Origin of the sequence: Saprospira grandis str. Lewin (genome assembly GCF_000250635.1) — a bacterium.
Taxonomy (GTDB): domain Bacteria; phylum Bacteroidota; class Bacteroidia; order Chitinophagales; family Saprospiraceae; genus Saprospira; species Saprospira grandis.
Genome location: NC_016940.1, coordinates 3,261,766 through 3,279,240, shown reverse-complemented (window position 1 = coordinate 3,279,240; position 17,475 = coordinate 3,261,766). Strand labels below are relative to the sequence as shown.

At 45.9% G+C, this 17,475-nt stretch carries 12 protein-coding genes; 8 read left to right on the top strand and 4 right to left on the bottom strand.

Annotation, left to right across the window (positions count from 1 at the left end; translation table 11 throughout):
• Positions 1 to 42: 42 nt before the first annotated feature.
• The 3 genes from SGRA_RS14470 to SGRA_RS14455 all read left to right on the top strand — a co-directional run bounded on the left by SGRA_RS14470 (position 43) and on the right by SGRA_RS14455 (position 2,355).
• On the top strand, positions 43 to 924 hold the full coding sequence (locus tag SGRA_RS14470) for a phosphatidylserine decarboxylase (RefSeq protein ID WP_015693506.1): 882 nt from the start codon (positions 43 to 45) through the stop codon (positions 922 to 924).
• A gap of 265 nt (positions 925 to 1,189) precedes the next feature.
• The gene (locus tag SGRA_RS14465; protein WP_015693504.1) at positions 1,190 to 1,471 is read left to right on the top strand and encodes a hypothetical protein; all 282 of its coding nucleotides are present in this window, start codon (positions 1,190 to 1,192) and stop codon (positions 1,469 to 1,471) included.
• 236 nt (positions 1,472 to 1,707) lie between these two features.
• The gene (locus tag SGRA_RS14455) at positions 1,708 to 2,355 is read left to right on the top strand and encodes a thioredoxin family protein (RefSeq protein ID WP_015693502.1); all 648 of its coding nucleotides are present in this window, start codon (positions 1,708 to 1,710) and stop codon (positions 2,353 to 2,355) included.
• A gap of 252 nt (positions 2,356 to 2,607) precedes the next feature.
• On the opposite strand, the gene metG is transcribed toward SGRA_RS14455, so the two are convergent.
• Both metG and SGRA_RS14445 read right to left on the bottom strand, forming a co-directional pair.
• Complete coding sequence (metG, locus tag SGRA_RS14450; RefSeq protein ID WP_015693501.1) at positions 2,608 to 4,782, bottom strand: methionine--tRNA ligase; 2,175 nt, start codon at positions 4,780 to 4,782, stop codon at positions 2,608 to 2,610.
• 75 nt (positions 4,783 to 4,857) lie between these two features.
• A complete protein-coding gene (locus SGRA_RS14445; RefSeq protein WP_015693500.1) occupies positions 4,858 to 5,289 on the bottom strand; it encodes a hotdog fold thioesterase in 432 nt (143 codons plus the stop codon).
• Between the two features lie 272 nt (positions 5,290 to 5,561).
• Here SGRA_RS14445 and SGRA_RS14435 point away from each other — a divergent pair, with 272 nt between their 5' ends.
• Both SGRA_RS14435 and SGRA_RS14430 read left to right on the top strand, forming a co-directional pair.
• Complete coding sequence (locus SGRA_RS14435; RefSeq protein WP_015693498.1) at positions 5,562 to 6,170, top strand: TetR/AcrR family transcriptional regulator; 609 nt, start codon at positions 5,562 to 5,564, stop codon at positions 6,168 to 6,170.
• 20 nt (positions 6,171 to 6,190) lie between these two features.
• Positions 6,191 to 7,117, top strand: a complete 927-nt coding sequence (locus SGRA_RS14430; protein WP_015693497.1) for an alpha/beta fold hydrolase — start codon at positions 6,191 to 6,193, stop codon at positions 7,115 to 7,117.
• Positions 7,118 to 7,341: 224 nt separating this feature from the next.
• On the opposite strand, the gene SGRA_RS14425 is transcribed toward SGRA_RS14430, so the two are convergent.
• The gene (locus SGRA_RS14425) at positions 7,342 to 9,012 is read right to left on the bottom strand and encodes a hypothetical protein (protein ID WP_015693496.1); all 1,671 of its coding nucleotides are present in this window, start codon (positions 9,010 to 9,012) and stop codon (positions 7,342 to 7,344) included.
• A gap of 272 nt (positions 9,013 to 9,284) precedes the next feature.
• Between SGRA_RS14425 and SGRA_RS14420 the strand changes: the two genes are divergently transcribed.
• Together SGRA_RS14420 and SGRA_RS14415 are read left to right on the top strand one after the other, a co-directional pair.
• Entirely contained in the window at positions 9,285 to 9,647 is a 363-nt protein-coding gene (locus SGRA_RS14420) for a VOC family protein (RefSeq protein ID WP_015693495.1), read from the top strand.
• 22 nt (positions 9,648 to 9,669) lie between these two features.
• Positions 9,670 to 10,323: a transglutaminase-like domain-containing protein gene (locus SGRA_RS14415; RefSeq protein WP_015693494.1), complete on the top strand. Its 654-nt coding sequence runs from the start codon at positions 9,670 to 9,672 to the stop codon at positions 10,321 to 10,323.
• 214 nt (positions 10,324 to 10,537) lie between these two features.
• Here SGRA_RS14415 and SGRA_RS14405 read toward each other — a convergent pair whose 3' ends face one another.
• Complete coding sequence (locus SGRA_RS14405) at positions 10,538 to 11,473, bottom strand: Rpn family recombination-promoting nuclease/putative transposase (RefSeq protein WP_041329938.1); 936 nt, start codon at positions 11,471 to 11,473, stop codon at positions 10,538 to 10,540.
• A gap of 618 nt (positions 11,474 to 12,091) precedes the next feature.
• On the opposite strand from SGRA_RS14405, the gene SGRA_RS14400 reads away from it, so the two are divergent.
• Positions 12,092 to 16,951, top strand: coding sequence for a beta strand repeat-containing protein (locus SGRA_RS14400; RefSeq protein WP_015693491.1), 4,860 nt, complete (start codon positions 12,092 to 12,094; stop codon positions 16,949 to 16,951).
• The last annotated feature ends 524 nt before the right edge of the window (positions 16,952 to 17,475 follow it).

Below are 17,475 nucleotides of genomic sequence, written 5' to 3'. Positions count from 1 at the left end.
GCGGAGGCCCCAAAAGATAAGTAATAGTCAAAAAAAGAGAGCATGCAAGGAATACAATATATAGACCGCAAAACGGGAGCGCTTTGTGAGGAGCGGCCGCCGGCGGAAAAATACATTCGGTTTTTGTATCAGAGTCCGTTGGGCAAACTGCCCTTGGAGTTATTGGTGCGCAGAAAATTTTTGTCGGCTTGGTATGGTCGGCGGATGGACAAGGAGAAATCGGCGAAAAAGATTGCGGATTTTGTGGCCGCTTATAACATTGATATGAGCGAGGCGCTGCGGAGCGTGGAGGAATTTGAAAATTTCAATGCCTTTTTTTGTCGAAAATTACATCCTTCGGCTCGGCCTATTGGGGAGGGTTTGGTTTCTCCGGCCGATGGCAAACTGCTTGCTTTTGAGCATATTGATGAGCTGCGTGCTTTTTTTGTGAAGGGGCAGGCCTTTAATTTGAAGCGTTTTTTGGGTGATGAGGCCTTGGCTGAGCGTTATGCCAAGGGGAGTTTATTGATCATTCGCTTGGCGCCGCATGACTATCATCGCTATCATTTTCCCTATGCGGGGCAGGCCGAGGAGGCCCAGCAGATTATGGGGCGTTACTATTCGGTTTCACCTTATGCCTTGGCCAGAAATTTTGTTAAGGTATTTTGCGAAAACAAAAGGGCCTATAGTATTCTAAAAACGGCTGATCGGGGCGATATTTTGTTGGCTCCGGTGGGGGCGACCATGGTGGGCAGCATCCATTTTAGTTATCCGCCCAATGCCCAGCTAGAAAAGGGGCAAGAAATGGGTTATTTTGCCTTTGGGGGCTCTACGGTGGTCATGCTTTTAGAGCCGGGGCAATTTGAATTGAGCGCAGATTTATTGGAAAACAGTCGTAGAGGGATGGAAACCGCGGTTCGGATGGGCGAGCAGATAGGAAAATAAGTATAATACCTAAATTTAGCTTTTGCCCAAATGGCCTATAAAAAGAGTTATTTCTTGCTGTAAATTTGCAATAGAGCAAAAGGAAATACTTGCTCTAACTTCAATTAAGTTTGGGGTAAATCATGGGGATTACAGAGCAGCTACTTTGGGGAAAGTAGCTGCTCACTTTTTTTGCCCCTATGCGTTTTGAAAATTTGGAAATAGATTGTAGTTTTAGCATGCTATTTTAAACACTATTTCTCATTTATCCCATAAATTTAAAATAATGGCCGATTATACAAAGGACCTAGAACAGTTGGTAGATATCCTTTTGATGGAATTCAATAAGCAGTTTAACGGCAGCATGATTAACCCTCATGTAAAGTCTTACTGGAGCAAACTAAAGACTCGTTTGGAGGCCGATGTGGTGACTGCCCTAGAGCAAAAGCCCATGGAAGAAAGCAGCAAGGAGCTCCTCAATAAGACCTTGGCAGAGAAATTTACCGACCAGCGTTTTTTGGCGCATACGGCTATGTTCATGAACCAATATGAGCGGACCAAAAAGTAAGCTTGGCTGCTTTTGGAAAAGCCCCCTTTTTTCAGGATAGAGAAAAGGGGGCTTTGTTATTGGCCTTTCTTTTGTTAATCTTGAGCTCTGTTAAATATAAACAAAAGCTTGCGGGACATTCATCTAAGGGCAAAACTCTTGCGTTCTTGTGTTGTCATCAAACAAAACTATTGCTCCAATAGTCTTGTCCTCCCCCAATTAAGACAGCAAGCTGTCTATAAAATATAATTTGTTATATGTTCAGAATTGCCACTACTTTAGTTCTTTCTATTTCTGGAATCTACCTCGCTTGTAGTTCCAGTACGCCCCAAAACCTTAGCTCTAAATCTGCCGATAGCGCCACCTTTGAGCTGAAAAGCTTTAGAGGAGAAAGCGAAGAAACCGAAGAAGAAAGCCCTTTGTCTAACGTCAATTGGATGACTTATGAGCAGGCCGTTGCTCAACTCCAAGCCGATAAGGCCGCTGGCCAGAAAGGCAAAAAAATCTTCATCGATATTTATACGGATTGGTGCGGCTGGTGTAAGCGAATGGACAAAAATACCTTTCAGCAAAAAGAAATTTCGGCCTATCTCAACAACAACTTTTATCCAGTAAAACTAGATGCCGAATACCGAGAAGATATTCTCTTTGCGGGCAATACCTTTAAGTATATTCCCCAGGGCCGCAGAGGCTACCACCAACTGGCCGCCGTCTTATTAGATGGCAAAATGAGCTATCCTACGGTGGTTTTTCTCAATGAGGATTTTCAACTCATTCAACGCATTCCGGGCTATCTAGAGGTCGGTATTTTTGATACTATTTTGCATTATTTGGCCGAGGACCACTACAAAAAAACCCCCTGGGAACAATTCCAACAAGAATACAAAAGCACGGTCCAACGCTAAGACATAGACCTCCAACACTAAAAAGGGCAATCAGTTTTTTCGCTGATTGCCCTTTTGCTTTTTATGTTTTCTTTTTTTGGGGCTGCCCCTGCGGCCTTCGGCCTTGGGTCGGGCTCTGTCGTGGCTCGCAGGTCTGCTCGGCCCTGCAGTTTTTTTCGCTACGCTCAAAAACTTGGGTCTGCGGCTTCGCCGCCCCACTTTCCATCCCTCAGCCAAGGCGCTTCGCGCCTTTCTAGATGCAAAAACGGAAGCTTATTTAATCAAGGCGCCATCTTGCATGCCCTTCCAGGGTTGGAGCAAAGAGAGGCTACCGTCTGGATTTTCGGCTGTCAAAATCATTCCCTGCGAAACAATTCCTCTGAGTTTTCTGGGCTTCAAATTGACCACCATCACCACCTGTTGGCCCAAGAGCTCTTCGGGCGTATAGAATTTGGCCAAACCAGAAACCACCGTTCGTTTTTCGTTGCCCAAGTCAACCTCAATTTCCAATAATCGATCTGCTTTTTTCACCTTTTTAGCCGAGATCACCTTGGCCAAGCGCATTTCTACCTTCGTAAAATCATCAAACTCGATCTCGGGCAAACGCTTTTGGTTGGCTTCTTCTTGGGCTTTGCGCTTGGCCTCCGCCTCTAAAGCTTTGAGCCGATCTTGCAACAACTGCTCTTGTTGCAAGATCAAATCGGACCAGCGCTTATCTTTCTTATTATTGATTTTGGCAAAGATGACTTTGGGTTCAGCCAAAGCATGACCAACTGCCAAAAGGCTTTGGCCTGCAGCTAGTTTTGCTTTCAAGCCCTCCCAATCCAAATCAGCAGACCAGTTGAGGAGCTCTTGCATTTTTTTGGCCACAAAGGGCAAAAATGGCTCTAGCAAAATATTAAGGCAAGCGGCAATCTGTACCCCAAGGGCCAAAACGGTTTGTACTTCTGCCGCTTCGGGGTTCTCCTTGGCCACTTTCCAAGGCGAGTTATTTTGGAACATACCGTTGCCCAAACGAGAGAGTTCTAGGACCGTTTGAATAGCTTGGCGCAGCTCAAAAGCCATGATTTCTTTTTCCAAACGCTCTACCAAAGGCAGAATTTCTGTTTGGCAGAACTTTTTGTAGCTACTTTCACTGCCCACCTCAGATCCCTGAATCAGCAAATCTAAATCGGCTGCGGGCAGTTTGCCTGCACTATATTTTTTAATAAAGCTGAGCACTCGGTTGAAGAAGTTCCCCAAGTTATCGGCTAGCTCATTATCGTGTAGGGCCACAAATTCCTCCCATTTGAAATCGCCATCTTTATTTTCGGGCAAGCTGCGAATCAAGGCATAGCGCAGCGCATCTTCCTTATTGGGAAATTCGGCAAAGTCTTGCAAATATTGATGCTGCTCAATTACCCAACCTCTCGATTTAGAAAACTTTTTGCCTTCTAAGTTCAAAAATTGGTTGGCGGGAACATTTTTGGGCAAAACATAATCGCCTGCTGCTTTGAGCATGGCGGGAAAAACCACACAATGGAAAACAATATTGTCTTTTCCAATGAAATGGATCAATTCGGTATCCTCTCCTTTCCAGTAATCTTCCCAATTTTTGCCTTGCTCTTCGGCCCAAGCCTTAGTGGCCGAAATATAGCCCAAGGGGGCATCAAACCAAACATAAAGCACTTTGCCCTCGGCATTTTCAATGGGTAATTTGATTCCCCAATCCAAATCGCGAGTAATGGCTCTGGGTTGTAGGCCGCCCTCGATCCAAGAAAGGCATTGGCCCAAAACATGCTTGCGCCATTGGCTGGGATCATGCAATTGCTGGCCATCGACCTGCCCTTTTTCTACCCATTCTTTGAGCCAAGCCTCATGCTGGTCCAAACGGAAATACCAATGCGTAGTTTCCTTTAGCACAGGCGTTTTTCCACTCATTGTAGAAATAGGGTTAATCAATTCTGTAGGCGAAAGCGTAGAGCCACATTTTTCGCATTGGTCGCCAAAGGCTTCCTCATGTCCACATTTAGGGCAAGTTCCCTGAATATAGCGATCGGCTAAAAACTGCTTAAAGTCTTCATCATAATATTGCTCCGTAGTCTTTTGCTCAAACTGATCGCCTTTTTCCAACAGCTGCAAAAAGAAATCTTGGGCCGTTTTATGGTGCAGCTCACTACTGGTCCGATGATAAATGTCAAAAGAAATACCGAGCTGCTCAAAGGTTTTTTTATTGAGCGCATGATAATGGTCAATAATTTCCTGAGGACTCCGCCCCTCTTTTTTGGCCCGAATCGTAATGGCTGCGCCATGCTCATCAGAACCACAAACAAAGGCCAAATCTTTGCCTTGTCGGCGCAAGAAACGGGCATAAATATCGGCAGGCAAATAGGCCCCCGCCAAATGGCCAAGGTGCAAGGCCCCATTAGCATAAGGAAGGGCTGCAGTAAGGGTATATTTCTTTGACATATCTCTTTTTGTAAAGTCTCGAATCAAGGGCGCCAAAATAAAAAAAAGCCCTTAAAAAAGGGCTTTTCAAGGGGCTTATTTAGCATCTCTTAGCATGACCGTAAGGCGGCTACTACAAATGGGGCGCTCTTTTTGGTCCTGCAATTCGATCTCCCAAAAGTGAACCTGACGACCAATGCGAATAGGGCGACAAATCCCCACTACTTCGCCTCCTTCAGGCACCGAACGCAAATGGCTGGCATTGATTTCTAAACCCACGGGCTGCTTTCCACTATCCTCATTTATACAAAGGACCGAGGCCACAGAACCCAGCGTTTCGGCCAAAACAACAGAAACACCCCCATGCAAAATCCGCGCTGGCTGCACCTGATTGGCCGTCACGGGCATTCTGGCCTTCAAATAATCCTCCCCAATTTCTATAAACTCAATGCCCAAATAACTCACCACAGTATTTTCCGATAACTGATTGAGCTGAGCTAGGCTGGCTGTTCTTTTCCAAATAGACATAACTGTAAATATTTGATTGATATAATGATGTTTTGGGGCCCGCGGCCGGCTAGCCTTCGGCTAGGTCGGCCGCCGCTATGCTGCGCGGCTCGCAGGTCTGCTCGGCCCTTCACAAAACTTCGCCAAGGCTCGTTTTGTTCGGTCTGGCCTTCGGCCACCGCTGCGCAGCGCTGGGCCAATAGCGGCCTGGGATTAAAAAAACATTAATCCGTTGCAAGATAAATAAACCAATCGGTATTTTTTGTAATTTTACAGTATAAGCAATAACAGCCATGAAAAAATCGGCCAAAACAAGGCAACATATTATAGAAACGACTGCGCCTATTTTTAACCAACAGGGCTATATCGGCAGTAGTTTAACAGACCTTTGCCAAGCCACTGGACTTAGCAAGGGGGCCATTTATGGCCACTTCCAAAATAAAGAAGAATTGGCCCTAGCGGCCTTTAATTACAACTTGCGCCAACTTAGCCAAGCCATCATGAAAAGGGTTGATGCAGAAGATCGAGCTAGCGATAAACTAGCGGCTATTCTCCAATTTTATCAGGATTACCACCATTTTGCCATCCCTTTTGGGGGTTGTCCTATTCTTAATTTGGGGATAGATGCCCAGGGACAACATCCTCAATTTTTGGCCCGAGTAGTCGAGGTAATTAAAAAACTAGAAAATCATATTCGCCGCCTAATTTTAGCCGCTATGCAAGCCGGAGAGTTTCGGCCCAACTTAGATGAGCAAAAAATTAGTCGGCAGATTTTTTCCCTTTTAGAGGGCGCTATTTTCATGACGCTTAGTCTAAACAACAGCCAGTATTTATTGGATGCCACAGATTTGGCCCAAGAAATACTCAGAGATTGTCAGCTATCCCCTGCTCCCCTACAATAAATAAAACCAATCGGTATATTATGGAACAACAAGCACAGCCAGCTGGAGAATTGGGTAATTTTTACAAAAAGCAAGAATTGCCCTTAGCCGTAAAAGCCTTGCGCTTTTATTTCCGCCATTTGGGCAGTTTTGCCCCCAATTATTCTACAAAGTTATTTTGGAAGCTCTTTACTCGGCCCAATCCTCGTAAAATTAAGGATTGGCATAAGGAGTTTTTGGCTACGGCCAAAAACAAAAGCCGATTTGAGGTAGAGGGCCATGAATACTGTTTATTTGAATGGGGGGAAGGACCAAAAACCATTATTTTGGCCCATGGTTGGGAGGGCATGACGCCCGATTTCAAGCGGCTCATAGAAGCCCTTTTGGCCCAATCTGATGATTACCGCATCATTTCTATTGATTTTGCGGCCCATGGGGCGGCGGCTGGACAAGCCAGCAATTTGCCCATTTTTATGATGGGTCTAAAAGAGCTGCTTCGCAAAGAGAAAGAAGTGTATGCCTTGATTGGGCATTCTTTGGGGGCTTGTGCCTCCTTTTTTGCGGGACTAGAAGAGCGAAAAGAGGTCCATATCCAAAAATTAGTAATGATGGGCGCCTATCCTATTCCCTATCATTTCTTTTTAACTTTCAAGGAGTTCATGCAAGTACCCGATGCGCTTTTTCGCAAAATATTTAATAAAATCCAAGGACAAATTGACTGGGATATTTCGCAATACAATATGTATGAGCAGCGCTATAAACTGCCTGTAGAGGAGGTCCTTTTGGTGCATGACGAGCTAGATGAGGTGGCTAGTTTTGAAAAGATCAGGGCCTTGGCGGCGGGCTGGGATAAAGTAGAAGTATTTTATGGTCGACATGGAGGGCACTCTCGTCATTTTCGCCACAAAGAGGTGGTTGAAGTAGTGAGTAATTTTGTGGGCAGAAGAAAAAAGGCATTGGCCAATTAGGTCCAAATCTGCTTCCTACAGGCCCGAAGGGCCGCAGGCTGAGGGATGGACAGCAGGGCGGCGAAGCCGCAGACCAAGCAAAATGAGCACAGCGAAATTTTGCGCAGGGCCGAGCGAACAGCGAGCTGCGAAACAGCCCGACCCGAGCGAAGCGAGTGGGCAGCCCCAAAAAAACGCCCCCTAAAAAAAGGGAGCGTCTAAAAAGGAGTGACATAAAGCTATTCCTAAGGATTTGGAATGAGCTTTTGGTAGTAAGCTTGTCCTTCACCTACGACTTGTAGTTGAAAGAGATTGGGCAAATCGGCCGTATTTAATTCGGCTTGTGCATCAGCAAAATTTTGCTGCAGCAACAATTGGCCCTGAAGGCTATAGACCTCTAATCGGAGCAATTCTTTGCGGTCTTGCTCCATCTTTTGGATGCGGAGATAATCTCCTTGGCGATAGAGGGTAAAGCTTTTATTTTGCTGCCAATTTTCGACCTTAACGGTTGAGTAGCTAATGTCATTTTCGGCAAAGCCGATAAACTTAAGGCGATAATAATTATTGCCCCAAAGCGGCTGTTTATCGACAAACTCATAATTTGCGCTTTGATGCGGGTCATTTTGGGCGCTTAGGGAATAAAGGTCCTCAAAGAGCATATCGTCATCAGCTCGTTGCACCACAATTTGGTTCATATCGTACTCACTTTCTGTTTGCCACTGCAAGAAAATCCCTTGGGAGAGGTCTTTTTCTAGTCTAAAATCGGCTAACTTGAGGGGCAGGCTTGCCTGAGTGGCCGTATAAATATTATAGATACGGAGCTCTGTGAACAAGCCTAAGGTGGGGGCATTTCTGCGGACCTCAATGCGCTCTAGGGTTTTTCCTGTGGGAATATTGAGGACCAGTTGAAATCGGCCAGAGCCTGCTCCTAACAAATTAGCGGACAAAAGAGGAGAGCTATTATCGAGCAGGCTGCTGCTGCCATCAGTATACTGCACCATTAGGGCCAAGCCGTTATTATCCCAAAGATTGCTGCCTAAATCTAGGTCTAAATTGGCCAGGGCAACCTCCTGCAACTGAACAAGGACCGCATCGGGGGTACCATCGGCATCGCCTAAAAAGTCGGTATTAGGGCTAGCGTCCCAATCGTACTCGACATATTGGTACTCGGTACCCAAGAGGCTGAGGCCAATGTCCCAGCGCATTTGTGCATACTGAGAGTTAGGGTCATTTCCTAAGCTAGCGGCATGCGCCTCATTGAAAACTCCACAACTGAGGCAAAGCGTTAGAGCAAGGCCATTTTGGCCAGAGTTTCCGGTAAATCGGCTAGCGTAGTAGCGGTTGGTAGGCATGCCCTTAATATCATAGACTTCTAGGGCTGAAGGTGTTATACCAAGACCTAAAGAAACTAAGGCGCCTGTTCGGATGCGGATCCCATCGACATTAGCCGTTGGAATCTGAATGAGCAAATTAAATCTAGAGCTAGCCGCATCAACCACATCCAGCTCGGCCAAAGAGGTTCCGGAGCTACCGCCATAGGTACTCACGACAGTTGTTCCGTTGAGCAACTCAACTTCTAGGCGGTCGAAAACTAGGCCATTGGCTAGAGTTCCTAAAAGACCTGCTAGAATGCTATTATCGCTAAAAGCGAGGTCTAGACGAAGTTCTGAGCCCACTGCTAAGGGGGCCGCAAAAGAATAATCTTGAGAAACGTAGCCAACTGTCGAAAGAGGCAGAGCGCTGGGGTCGATTAAGGCAGCCGTGCTCGTGCTCGCATCAAAGGCCATTTCGGCTTGATTGACAAAGCAGCCGACACAGCTCAATGAAGTTTGCGTGCCGCCAGTAGATACTGGCTTTTGGGCCCACAGAAAAAGGGGAAGGGCCAAAAAAAGAAGGGGTAAGATTGGGGATTTCATATCTTAGTTTTTTTGAGGTGAAAAAACCTTGTTGTAATCATCCATTTTTGGGGTATGTATGTCTTTTACGGCAAGTTTTTAATTTTGTTTCATAAATTACTGCAAATCAAGAACTTAATATAAAAACAACTGTCACAAGAAAGCATTAGCAATTGCTTCATAAGCCGCATAAAATAGGCCTTTGCCTATATTTTAGGTCAAAAATTAAGAATATTCTATCTACATAAATTACTTCTTTTGAAGTAAAAAAATACAAATCAACTGATAAATATATGTCAAAACCTGCTTACATAGAATTTGCTGCCAAAGACTTAGCGGCCACTAAAGCCTTTTTCCAGAAAGTATTTCAATGGCGTTTTGAGGACTATGGTCCAGCTTATACGGCCTTTTTTGCCACTAATTTTGAGGGGGGCTTCTATGAAGCGCCTTTGGCTTCTTCGGTAAAATCTGGAGGCGCCCTATTGGTCCTTTATGCCGAAGATTTGCCTGCTTGTTTGGCCCAAGTAGAGGCTGCTGGGGGAGAAATCAGCCAAGATATTTTTGTTTTTCCTGGCGGGGCTCGTTTTCACTTTATAGAGCCCAGCGGCAATGAGTTGGCGGTTTGGTCCGAAAAAGCAGCGCCTGAGGCCAGTTAATTTCATCCAAAAATCAATCATTATGCAAGATCTATCGCCTTATTTGGCTAGCACTTATTTTATAGAGGCCGAGCATCCCGATATCCAAAGTTATGCGCAAAAAATCACGGCTCAGGCTGCAAGTCCCGCAGAAAAAGTTCAAGCCCTGTATTACGCTATTCGAGACGGTTGGAGCTACTACCCTTATCATCTTCGCCTAAAAAAAGAGGCCCTGAGGGCCAGTTATATTTTGCAAAAAGACTATGGCTATTGCGTCGAGAAATCGGTCCTTTTTGCCAGTTGTCTTCGGGCCATAGGAATTCCCGCCCGCCTCGGTTTTGCCAATGTGCGCAACCATTTGGCCACAAAAAAAGTGGAGGAATATCTGCGGACCGACCTGATGGTTTTTCATGCCTACACCGAGGTCTTTTTGCACAATCGCTGGATCAAACTCACCCCCGTTTTCAATAAAACGCTTTGTGAGCGCCTTAATGTGGCCCCTCTAGATTTTAATGGGCAAGATGAGGCCATTTTTCAAGAATCGGATAAATCTGGACAGCCATTTATGAGCTACGAAAAGGAGTATGGTCATTTTGCAGACCTTCCGCTTGCGCTTTTTATTCAGGAGCTCCGCCATTATTATCCTCATATTTTTGAGCAGCGGATTCAGAGCAAAGATATTATTGTTGATTTTTGATTTTTTTGGGGCTGCCCCGCCCTGCGGGCGGGTCGCTCCACTTCGCAGCTCGCAAGTCTGCTCGGCCCTGCAGGCTTTTTCGCTTTGCGTCAAAAGCCTTGGGTCTGCCGCCTTCGGCGGCCCTGCTTCGGCAGCTCAGCCTGCGGCCCTTCGGGCCTGTAGGACCTAAAAAAAGCTTGAACCTACTGAGGTTCAAGCTTTCTATTGTTTAGGGCTAGTCTTCTAGCCAGTTTTTAAGTTGTTCTAGGGAGCAGCCAATAATTTGGGCAATTTGTTCTAGGGCTAAGTTGGCGGACTGCATTTGCTTGGCCATGGCTTTTTTGGCGGCTAATGCGCCTTCTTCCTTAGCTTGTTCGAGCCCTTTTTCTAAGCCTCGTTCTTCTCCTTTTTTCAGGCCTTCTTCCAAGCCCTCGGCGCTGCCTTTTTCTAAGCCCTCCTCTAGGGCGGTGTCGATAGCATTTTTAATATCTCGATGCTTTTTGAGGGAGACCTCATAATTTTGGCGCTCCTCAATAGAGTAGCTGGCAATTTCGGCGGCATGGAAAAGCCCCGTGAAAATGCGCTCTTGCAGGGCCGCTGGCCGATCTTCTAATTTGGCCAAATAGCGGAAAAGATAAAGCCATTTATCCTGTAGATCTTCTAGCTCATCTAGGGTTTTGGTGAAATTAGGCAGCTCGATATAAATATAGGTGAGGTCTTTAAAGAAGAGCTCTTTGTCTTGGTCCTTGAGCTGTACATAGCGGATCACTCGATTATGGGGATTGGGCTGATTGATCTTGAAATCGAGAATGCAGATCGTATAAATGGGCCAGAGCTTAAAATTCCAATCGCCCCTTTCGGATTGTTCTTGAATAGGGAAAGTGCTATAAAAAATAGAGCGGTCGATGAAGTGATTTTGCTTACTGCGTTGCAGCTCGATGATAAACTGCTCGCCTCGGCTGCTAGTGCAATAGATATCAAAAATAACTTTTCGGTCCAGAAAGCTGGAGGGCAGGCGTTCGCTAGGAAGATATTCGAGGTCCTCCACCTGATGCTTTTCGGGCAGCAGCTGATTGAGAAAATGGATGAGTAGCTCCTTATTGGCGGCCTCGCCAAAAAGCTTCTTAAATCCAAAGTCGGTCAGTGGATTGATATAGCGATCCTTGATCATCTTTTTTTCTTCTTTTCCCAAAATTAAGGCATTTAAATGAGGTGATAAAAAAATGCAGCACTAAAAACTGCGTATACCACTAACTATAAAGACTAAGAACCAAATAATCAACAGTTAAATACACTTAATTTTAAATTTGGACCAAATTTGCGGTTTGGGGGCGCGAAGCGCCCGGCCACAACAAGGCCTTTAGGCCGCAGTTCGACGACCGAAGGGAGTAACCGATGCGCAGTAGCGCCCGGCCTAGCGATGTGCAGCAGTGGCCCGCAGGGCCAGACCAAAGCGGCGCAGCCGCTGCAGGGCCGAGCGAATAGCGAGCTGCGAAACGTAGCGCCCGCCGCAGGCGGGAGGCCCCAAAAGAAAAGCCCTTAAATTTTGTTAAAAAAATGTTACTGTTTAATTTTAACATACTAAGATTTTGGAGTTTATTGCTGAGCTATTTTACGCCTAAAGATTTAGTTAAAGGCTAGGAATAAAGGCCCTTGCGTTAAAAATGGTACTTTTGGGCCTACTTAAGTTTTAGTTCCCGAGGCTGTAAAAAAAATTGGCTTGGCACGAAAGTAGACTGAGAGCAAAGCAAATAAAACGGACATACATACATAACTTAAACCTTAATTTATGCGATCATTTATTTATTCAGTATTAGTGCTTCTGCTCTCTTTGGGGAGTTTGGGGCAGCTACAGGCTCAGGAGAGCGATGGCTATGGCGGTCATTGGTTTTTGGGCGGTGGTGGAGGTGTTGCTTGGCAGCAGAGCGACGCTTGCACGCAACTGGGAGGTGGTTGGACCATCTACCTAGGAAAGAACATTTATTACAGTCCGAGTAGGCCCTTATCTTTAGATTTGCGGATGCGTTATATGGGGACCGTGACCTATGGGCAGGACGATCAGTTGACCGATATCAGCAACAACAGTTTGTTGAATGGGCAGTCTAATTCTTTGTTTGACCCTGATTACTCGCTGAGTAATGGAGGGAGCAACTTTGTGTACCACAACCACCGCACCGCCTTTAATGATTTGTCATTGGAAGCGAGAATCAACTTTGAGAACCTACGTCGGAATCACAACATCTGGTTATCGCTTTATGGTGGAATTGGATTGGGTTGGTATCGGGTAGCTTATGATCAGTTGGACCAGCGTGTTTTTTTGGATGATGAGTACATCAACCTTTATAATAGTGTAGCGGGAGACTCGACCTTAAGTTCTTCTGAGATTGTGGACCAGCTTGTGGGGGGCCGTGATGGCGACTATGAGACCTTTACCAATGAATTTGGTGATTATGACGTCATCTTTACGCCTTCTGTTGGTTTTGAGTTGGGCTATTGGGTAACGCCACGTTTTGCTATTGGTTTTGGGCATCGAGTGAACTGGACCTTAACGGACAACTTTGACGGGATTGTTCGGGATGGCAACAATGAGATTCATCATTTTTCCAACTTCTTTATTCATGGTCGTTTGACGGACCATCATGAGGAGGAAGTAAAGCCTTTGCCAGATCCTCAGGCAGCGCCTCCGCAGGTAAGTTTTACGAACCCTTCGGGCAGTTCGGCCAGGACCAACAATAGTAGCTATACGGTACGGGCGACCGTTCGGAACGTGCGTTCGGCCAGTGATATTCGTTTTATTCAGAATGGGCAGGTGATTAACAACTTTAGCTATAGCAATGGGACTTTTCAAGTAACGATTCGATTGCAGCAGGGAGCCAACAACATCAACATTCGGGCAAACAACCCCTCTGGAACCGACCAAGATGTGGCCACTATTAACTACGAGCCCATTATTCGTCAGGATCCTCCCCCCAGCGTAGTCATTACGACTCCCTCGGCCAATCCTTATACCACAAGCAGCAGTTCTGCTAGTGTAAGAGCGACCATTCGCAACGTAAACAGCAGCAACAATGTAAGTTGTACGCTAAACGGTCAATCGGTTAATAACTTTAGCTTTAGTGGAAGCAGCTTTAGCTTGAGCAATATTTCTTTGCAAAATGGCAGCAACACGGTAGTCGTATCGGCTAGTAATAATGCGGGGCAGGCCTCTGACCAAACCGTCATTATTTATAAGCAGCCAGTAAACACCAACAACCCCAATCCCCCTACGGTAAACATTACGAGTCCTTCTTCTAATCCCTATAACAGCTCGAGCAGCAGTGCGAGCGTTCGTGCGACTATTCGCAATGTTCGGAGCAGCAGCAACATCAGTTTCACCGTAAATGGTCAGGTAATTCGCAACTTTAGTTTTAGTGGAACTAGCTTTGTGGCGAGCAACATCAACTTGCAGCAAGGAAGCAATAACATTGTCATTACAGCTAGCAACAGCGATGGAAATGGTTCGGATCAGACGAGCATTATCTACCAGCCGGTGCGCAATGCTACACCTCCCACAGTAAACATTACGACACCTTCGGCCAATCCATACAACAGCAGTAATAATAATGCGACCATTCGGGCGAGCATTCGCAATGTACGCACTAGCCGCGACATCAGCTTTACCGTAAACGGTCAGGCCTCTAGTAGCTTTAGCTTTAGCGGAACTAGCTTTGTGGCCACGGGCATCAACCTACAGCAGGGCAATAACTTTATTGTTATTTCGGCCAGCAACCAAGATGGTAATGCTTCGGATCAGACGACGATTATTTATCAGCCGCAACGTACCCCCACACCTCCCACGGTAAACATCACTAGCCCCTCTGCAGATCCTTATACGGCTTCTACTAATCGGGCCATGATTAGAGCTACAATTCGCAATGTGAATAATAGCAATGCCGTGCAAATGCAGGTAAATGGGCAAACGATTCGCAACTTTAGCTTTGCGGGGACCAACTTTGTGGCGACCAATGTGAATCTACAGCAAGGTAATAATGTAGTGGTGATTTCGGCTAGCAACCCAGATGGTACAGCTTCAGACCAAACCACGATTATCTACAAGCCACAGCGCAACCCCAATCCACCTACAGTAAGTATTACAAGTCCTTCTGCAGATCCTTATACCTCTAGTGCTAGTCAAACAAGCATCCGCGCAACCATTCGCAATGTGAATAACAGCAATGATGTGCAAATGCAGGTAAATGGGCAAACAATTCGTCGATTTAGCCTCAGCGGCAGCAGCTTTAGCGCCAATAATGTTTCGCTACAACAGGGGAGTAATGTAGTCGTGATTTCGGCCAGCAACCAAGATGGTACTGCTTCGGACCAAACCACCATTATCTACAAGCCGCAGCGCGTAGCTACACCACCTACAGTAGATATTACTACGCCCTCGGCCAATCCTTATAACACGCCGAGCAATACCACGACAATTAGAGCCAGAATTCAGCATGTAGATAACAACCGTGCGGTTAGCTTTAAGGTAAACGGACAAACCGTTCGCAACTTTAGCTTTAGCGGAACTAGCTTTGTCGCTAATAATGTCCGCCTACAACAAGGTAATAATACGATTGTCGTTTCGGCTAGCAACCAAGATGGTAATGCTTCGGACCAAACGACGATTATTTACAAGCCGCAGCGAGTTCCCACTCCCCCTACGGTCAATATTACAACGCCTTCAGCTGATCCTTATACAACTACAAGCAACAGCACAACAGTAAAAGCTAGCATCCAGCATGTAGGCAGTAGCAGTAATGTTCGCTTTACGGTAAACGGACAAACCGTTCGCAACTTTAGCTTTAGCGGAAGCAGCTTTGTCGCTAATAATGTCCGCCTACAACAAGGTAATAATACCATTGTCATTTCGGCCAATAACCAAGATGGCAATGCTTCGGACCAAACTGTAGTGATCTTTAAACCACAGCGTATTTCTACTCCACCCACAGTGAAGATTACTACGCCTTCGACAGATCCTTACAACAGCCCGAATACCAATACTCGTATCGTTGCTACAACTAGCAATATTAGCCGCAAATCAGAAATTAGCTTTAGCCTGAATAATCAGAATGTGTCTAATTTTAGCTTTGCCAATAATAGAATTACCGCTTCGGTAAATCTTAAGCAAGGAAGCAATCAAATTAGTATCAAGGTGCGCAACCAAGATGGTAGCGCCAGCGACCAAACCGTGATTATCTACAAGCCAGCACCTGCACCTACAGTGAGAATTACTTCTCCTTCTGCAGATCCACATACAGTGGCCCAAAACAAAGTCGATATTCAAGCCGATGTCTTTAATGTCAATTCAGCCAATGATATCCGCTTTACAGTGAATGGCCAAACCAACCGCAACTTCCGCTTTAGCAACAATAAGTTTACCGCCCCCAATATCCGATTGAATACGGGCAATAATACCGTTGTCGTTAGCGCAAGCAATGCGCAAGGCAACGCCTCTGACCAAACCGTGGTGATCTATCAACCCGCCCCACAACCACCAACAGTAGATATTACTACCCCCTCTAGCAACCCTTATACGGCCGCTAGCAATAGCGCGACAATTCGGGCGACTATCCGAAATGTAAGTAGCAGTAGTAATGTCAGCTTCTTGGTGAATGGTAGAGCAGTGAGTAACTTTAGCTTTAGTGGAACTAGCTTTAGCGCAACCAATGTCCCCCTACGCCAAGGCAATAATAGCATTAGCATTTCTGGACAAAATAGCGCGGGTACCGCTAGCGATGCCGTTACCCTGATCTATAAACCCGCTCCAACTCCAGATGTACGCAACCTCAATGTAATTATTAGCCCCAACCTCAATAAGTGCTTCGCCGCCGTTTCGGCCGAGGTCCTTAATGTGAGCAGCAAAAATGAAGTGAGCTTCCAAGTTAATGGCCGTAGAGTTTCTGACTTTACCCTAGCCGGTAGCCGCTTGAACGCCCGCGTAGATGTAAGCAATCTAGGCTCTGGCGCAATCACTTTTACCGTTTCTGCACAAACTGCTGGCGGTAACGACTCCGAAAATAAACGCGCTAGCCTAGCCGATTGCTCTCTCAATGTTTCTGGCGGAAACTCTAGCACCATCGGCGGAAATAACAATACCAAGGACCCTCGAAATTCAGGAGGAAATAATGGCGCCAATAGCCGCCCCAAACCTTCTGTTACCTTTACTAGCCCTCGCCTTGGAACGAGCTCGGTCCGTACCGTCAATGTTCGCGCTACCATCACGAATGTAGACAACCGTAGCCAAGTTCGCTTTAAGCTCAACGGCCAGAATATGTCGAACTTCCAACTTTCAGGCATCAATTTCCAAGCTAATAATGTTGGCCTGCGCCCAGGTAGCAACTTGCTCGAAATTACCGCCACAAACAATAACGGAAGTACCACACAAACCTTTGCCATTACTTATAATGCCGGAGGAGGAACAAGCAATACCGCCGACCGCAAAGCTGATAATAATAACCAAAATAGCTCTACCAATAGTGGATCTACGGTAAACGATAAAAAGCAAAGCAATAAGCGGACAAAAACCTCGACTAAAGACCAAAAACGTCGTGGAAGTACTACTAAAACAGAGGAAGAAAAGGAAGAAGAAGCCAAAACGCAAAAACGTCGAGGTAACTAAGCCCTCTTTCTCTAAAATTTTGGGAGCATTGGATTTTTTTCCGATGCTCCCTTTTTTATTTTCTTTTTTTGGGGCTGCCCCGCCCTGCGGGCGGGTCGGGCTGTGCCGTGGCTCGCAGGTCTGCTCGGCCCTGCGCGGGCTTCGCCCGCTGGGTCTGCGGCTGCGCCGCACCACTTTCCATCCCTCAGCCATGGGCCCTTCGGGCCCTAGCGGCTGCGCCGCCAAGCCCAACCCTTACCTTAGGGCAAAAAAAAGACCTGCCCACAAAAATGCGAGCAGGTACTAACCCCTAAAAATGTATGAAGAACAAGTAGTCCAAATATAATGTATTTTGATAGAAATTCAACGAATTACTATTTTTTAACAGTTTTTCACCTGAAAATGACATGATGTATATTTTTCACGCACTATATGTAAAAAAAAAGACCTGCCCACAAAAATGTGAGCAGGTACTAACCCCTAAAAATGTATGAAGAACAAGTCTTCAAATATACTATATAATAATTAATTATAGTATATAATTT

Bases quoted from the DNA above. Each gene is read 5' to 3' on its own strand.
- SGRA_RS14405 (WP_041329938.1), bottom strand. From the start codon at position 11,473: ATGATCAAGGATCGCTATATCAATCCACTGACCGACTTTGGATTTAAG.
- SGRA_RS14435 (WP_015693498.1), top strand. From the start codon at position 5,562: ATGAAAAAATCGGCCAAAACAAGGCAACATATTATAGAAACGACTGCG.
- SGRA_RS14465 (WP_015693504.1), top strand. From the start codon at position 1,190: ATGGCCGATTATACAAAGGACCTAGAACAGTTGGTAGATATCCTTTTG.
- metG (WP_015693501.1), bottom strand. From the start codon at position 4,782: ATGTCAAAGAAATATACCCTTACTGCAGCCCTTCCTTATGCTAATGGG.
- SGRA_RS14400 (WP_015693491.1), top strand. From the start codon at position 12,092: ATGCGATCATTTATTTATTCAGTATTAGTGCTTCTGCTCTCTTTGGGG.
- SGRA_RS14425 (WP_015693496.1), bottom strand. From the start codon at position 9,012: ATGAAATCCCCAATCTTACCCCTTCTTTTTTTGGCCCTTCCCCTTTTT.
- SGRA_RS14430 (WP_015693497.1), top strand. From the start codon at position 6,191: ATGGAACAACAAGCACAGCCAGCTGGAGAATTGGGTAATTTTTACAAA.
- SGRA_RS14445 (WP_015693500.1), bottom strand. From the start codon at position 5,289: ATGTCTATTTGGAAAAGAACAGCCAGCCTAGCTCAGCTCAATCAGTTA.
- SGRA_RS14470 (WP_015693506.1), top strand. From the start codon at position 43: ATGCAAGGAATACAATATATAGACCGCAAAACGGGAGCGCTTTGTGAG.
- SGRA_RS14420 (WP_015693495.1), top strand. From the start codon at position 9,285: ATGTCAAAACCTGCTTACATAGAATTTGCTGCCAAAGACTTAGCGGCC.
- SGRA_RS14415 (WP_015693494.1), top strand. From the start codon at position 9,670: ATGCAAGATCTATCGCCTTATTTGGCTAGCACTTATTTTATAGAGGCC.
- SGRA_RS14455 (WP_015693502.1), top strand. From the start codon at position 1,708: ATGTTCAGAATTGCCACTACTTTAGTTCTTTCTATTTCTGGAATCTAC.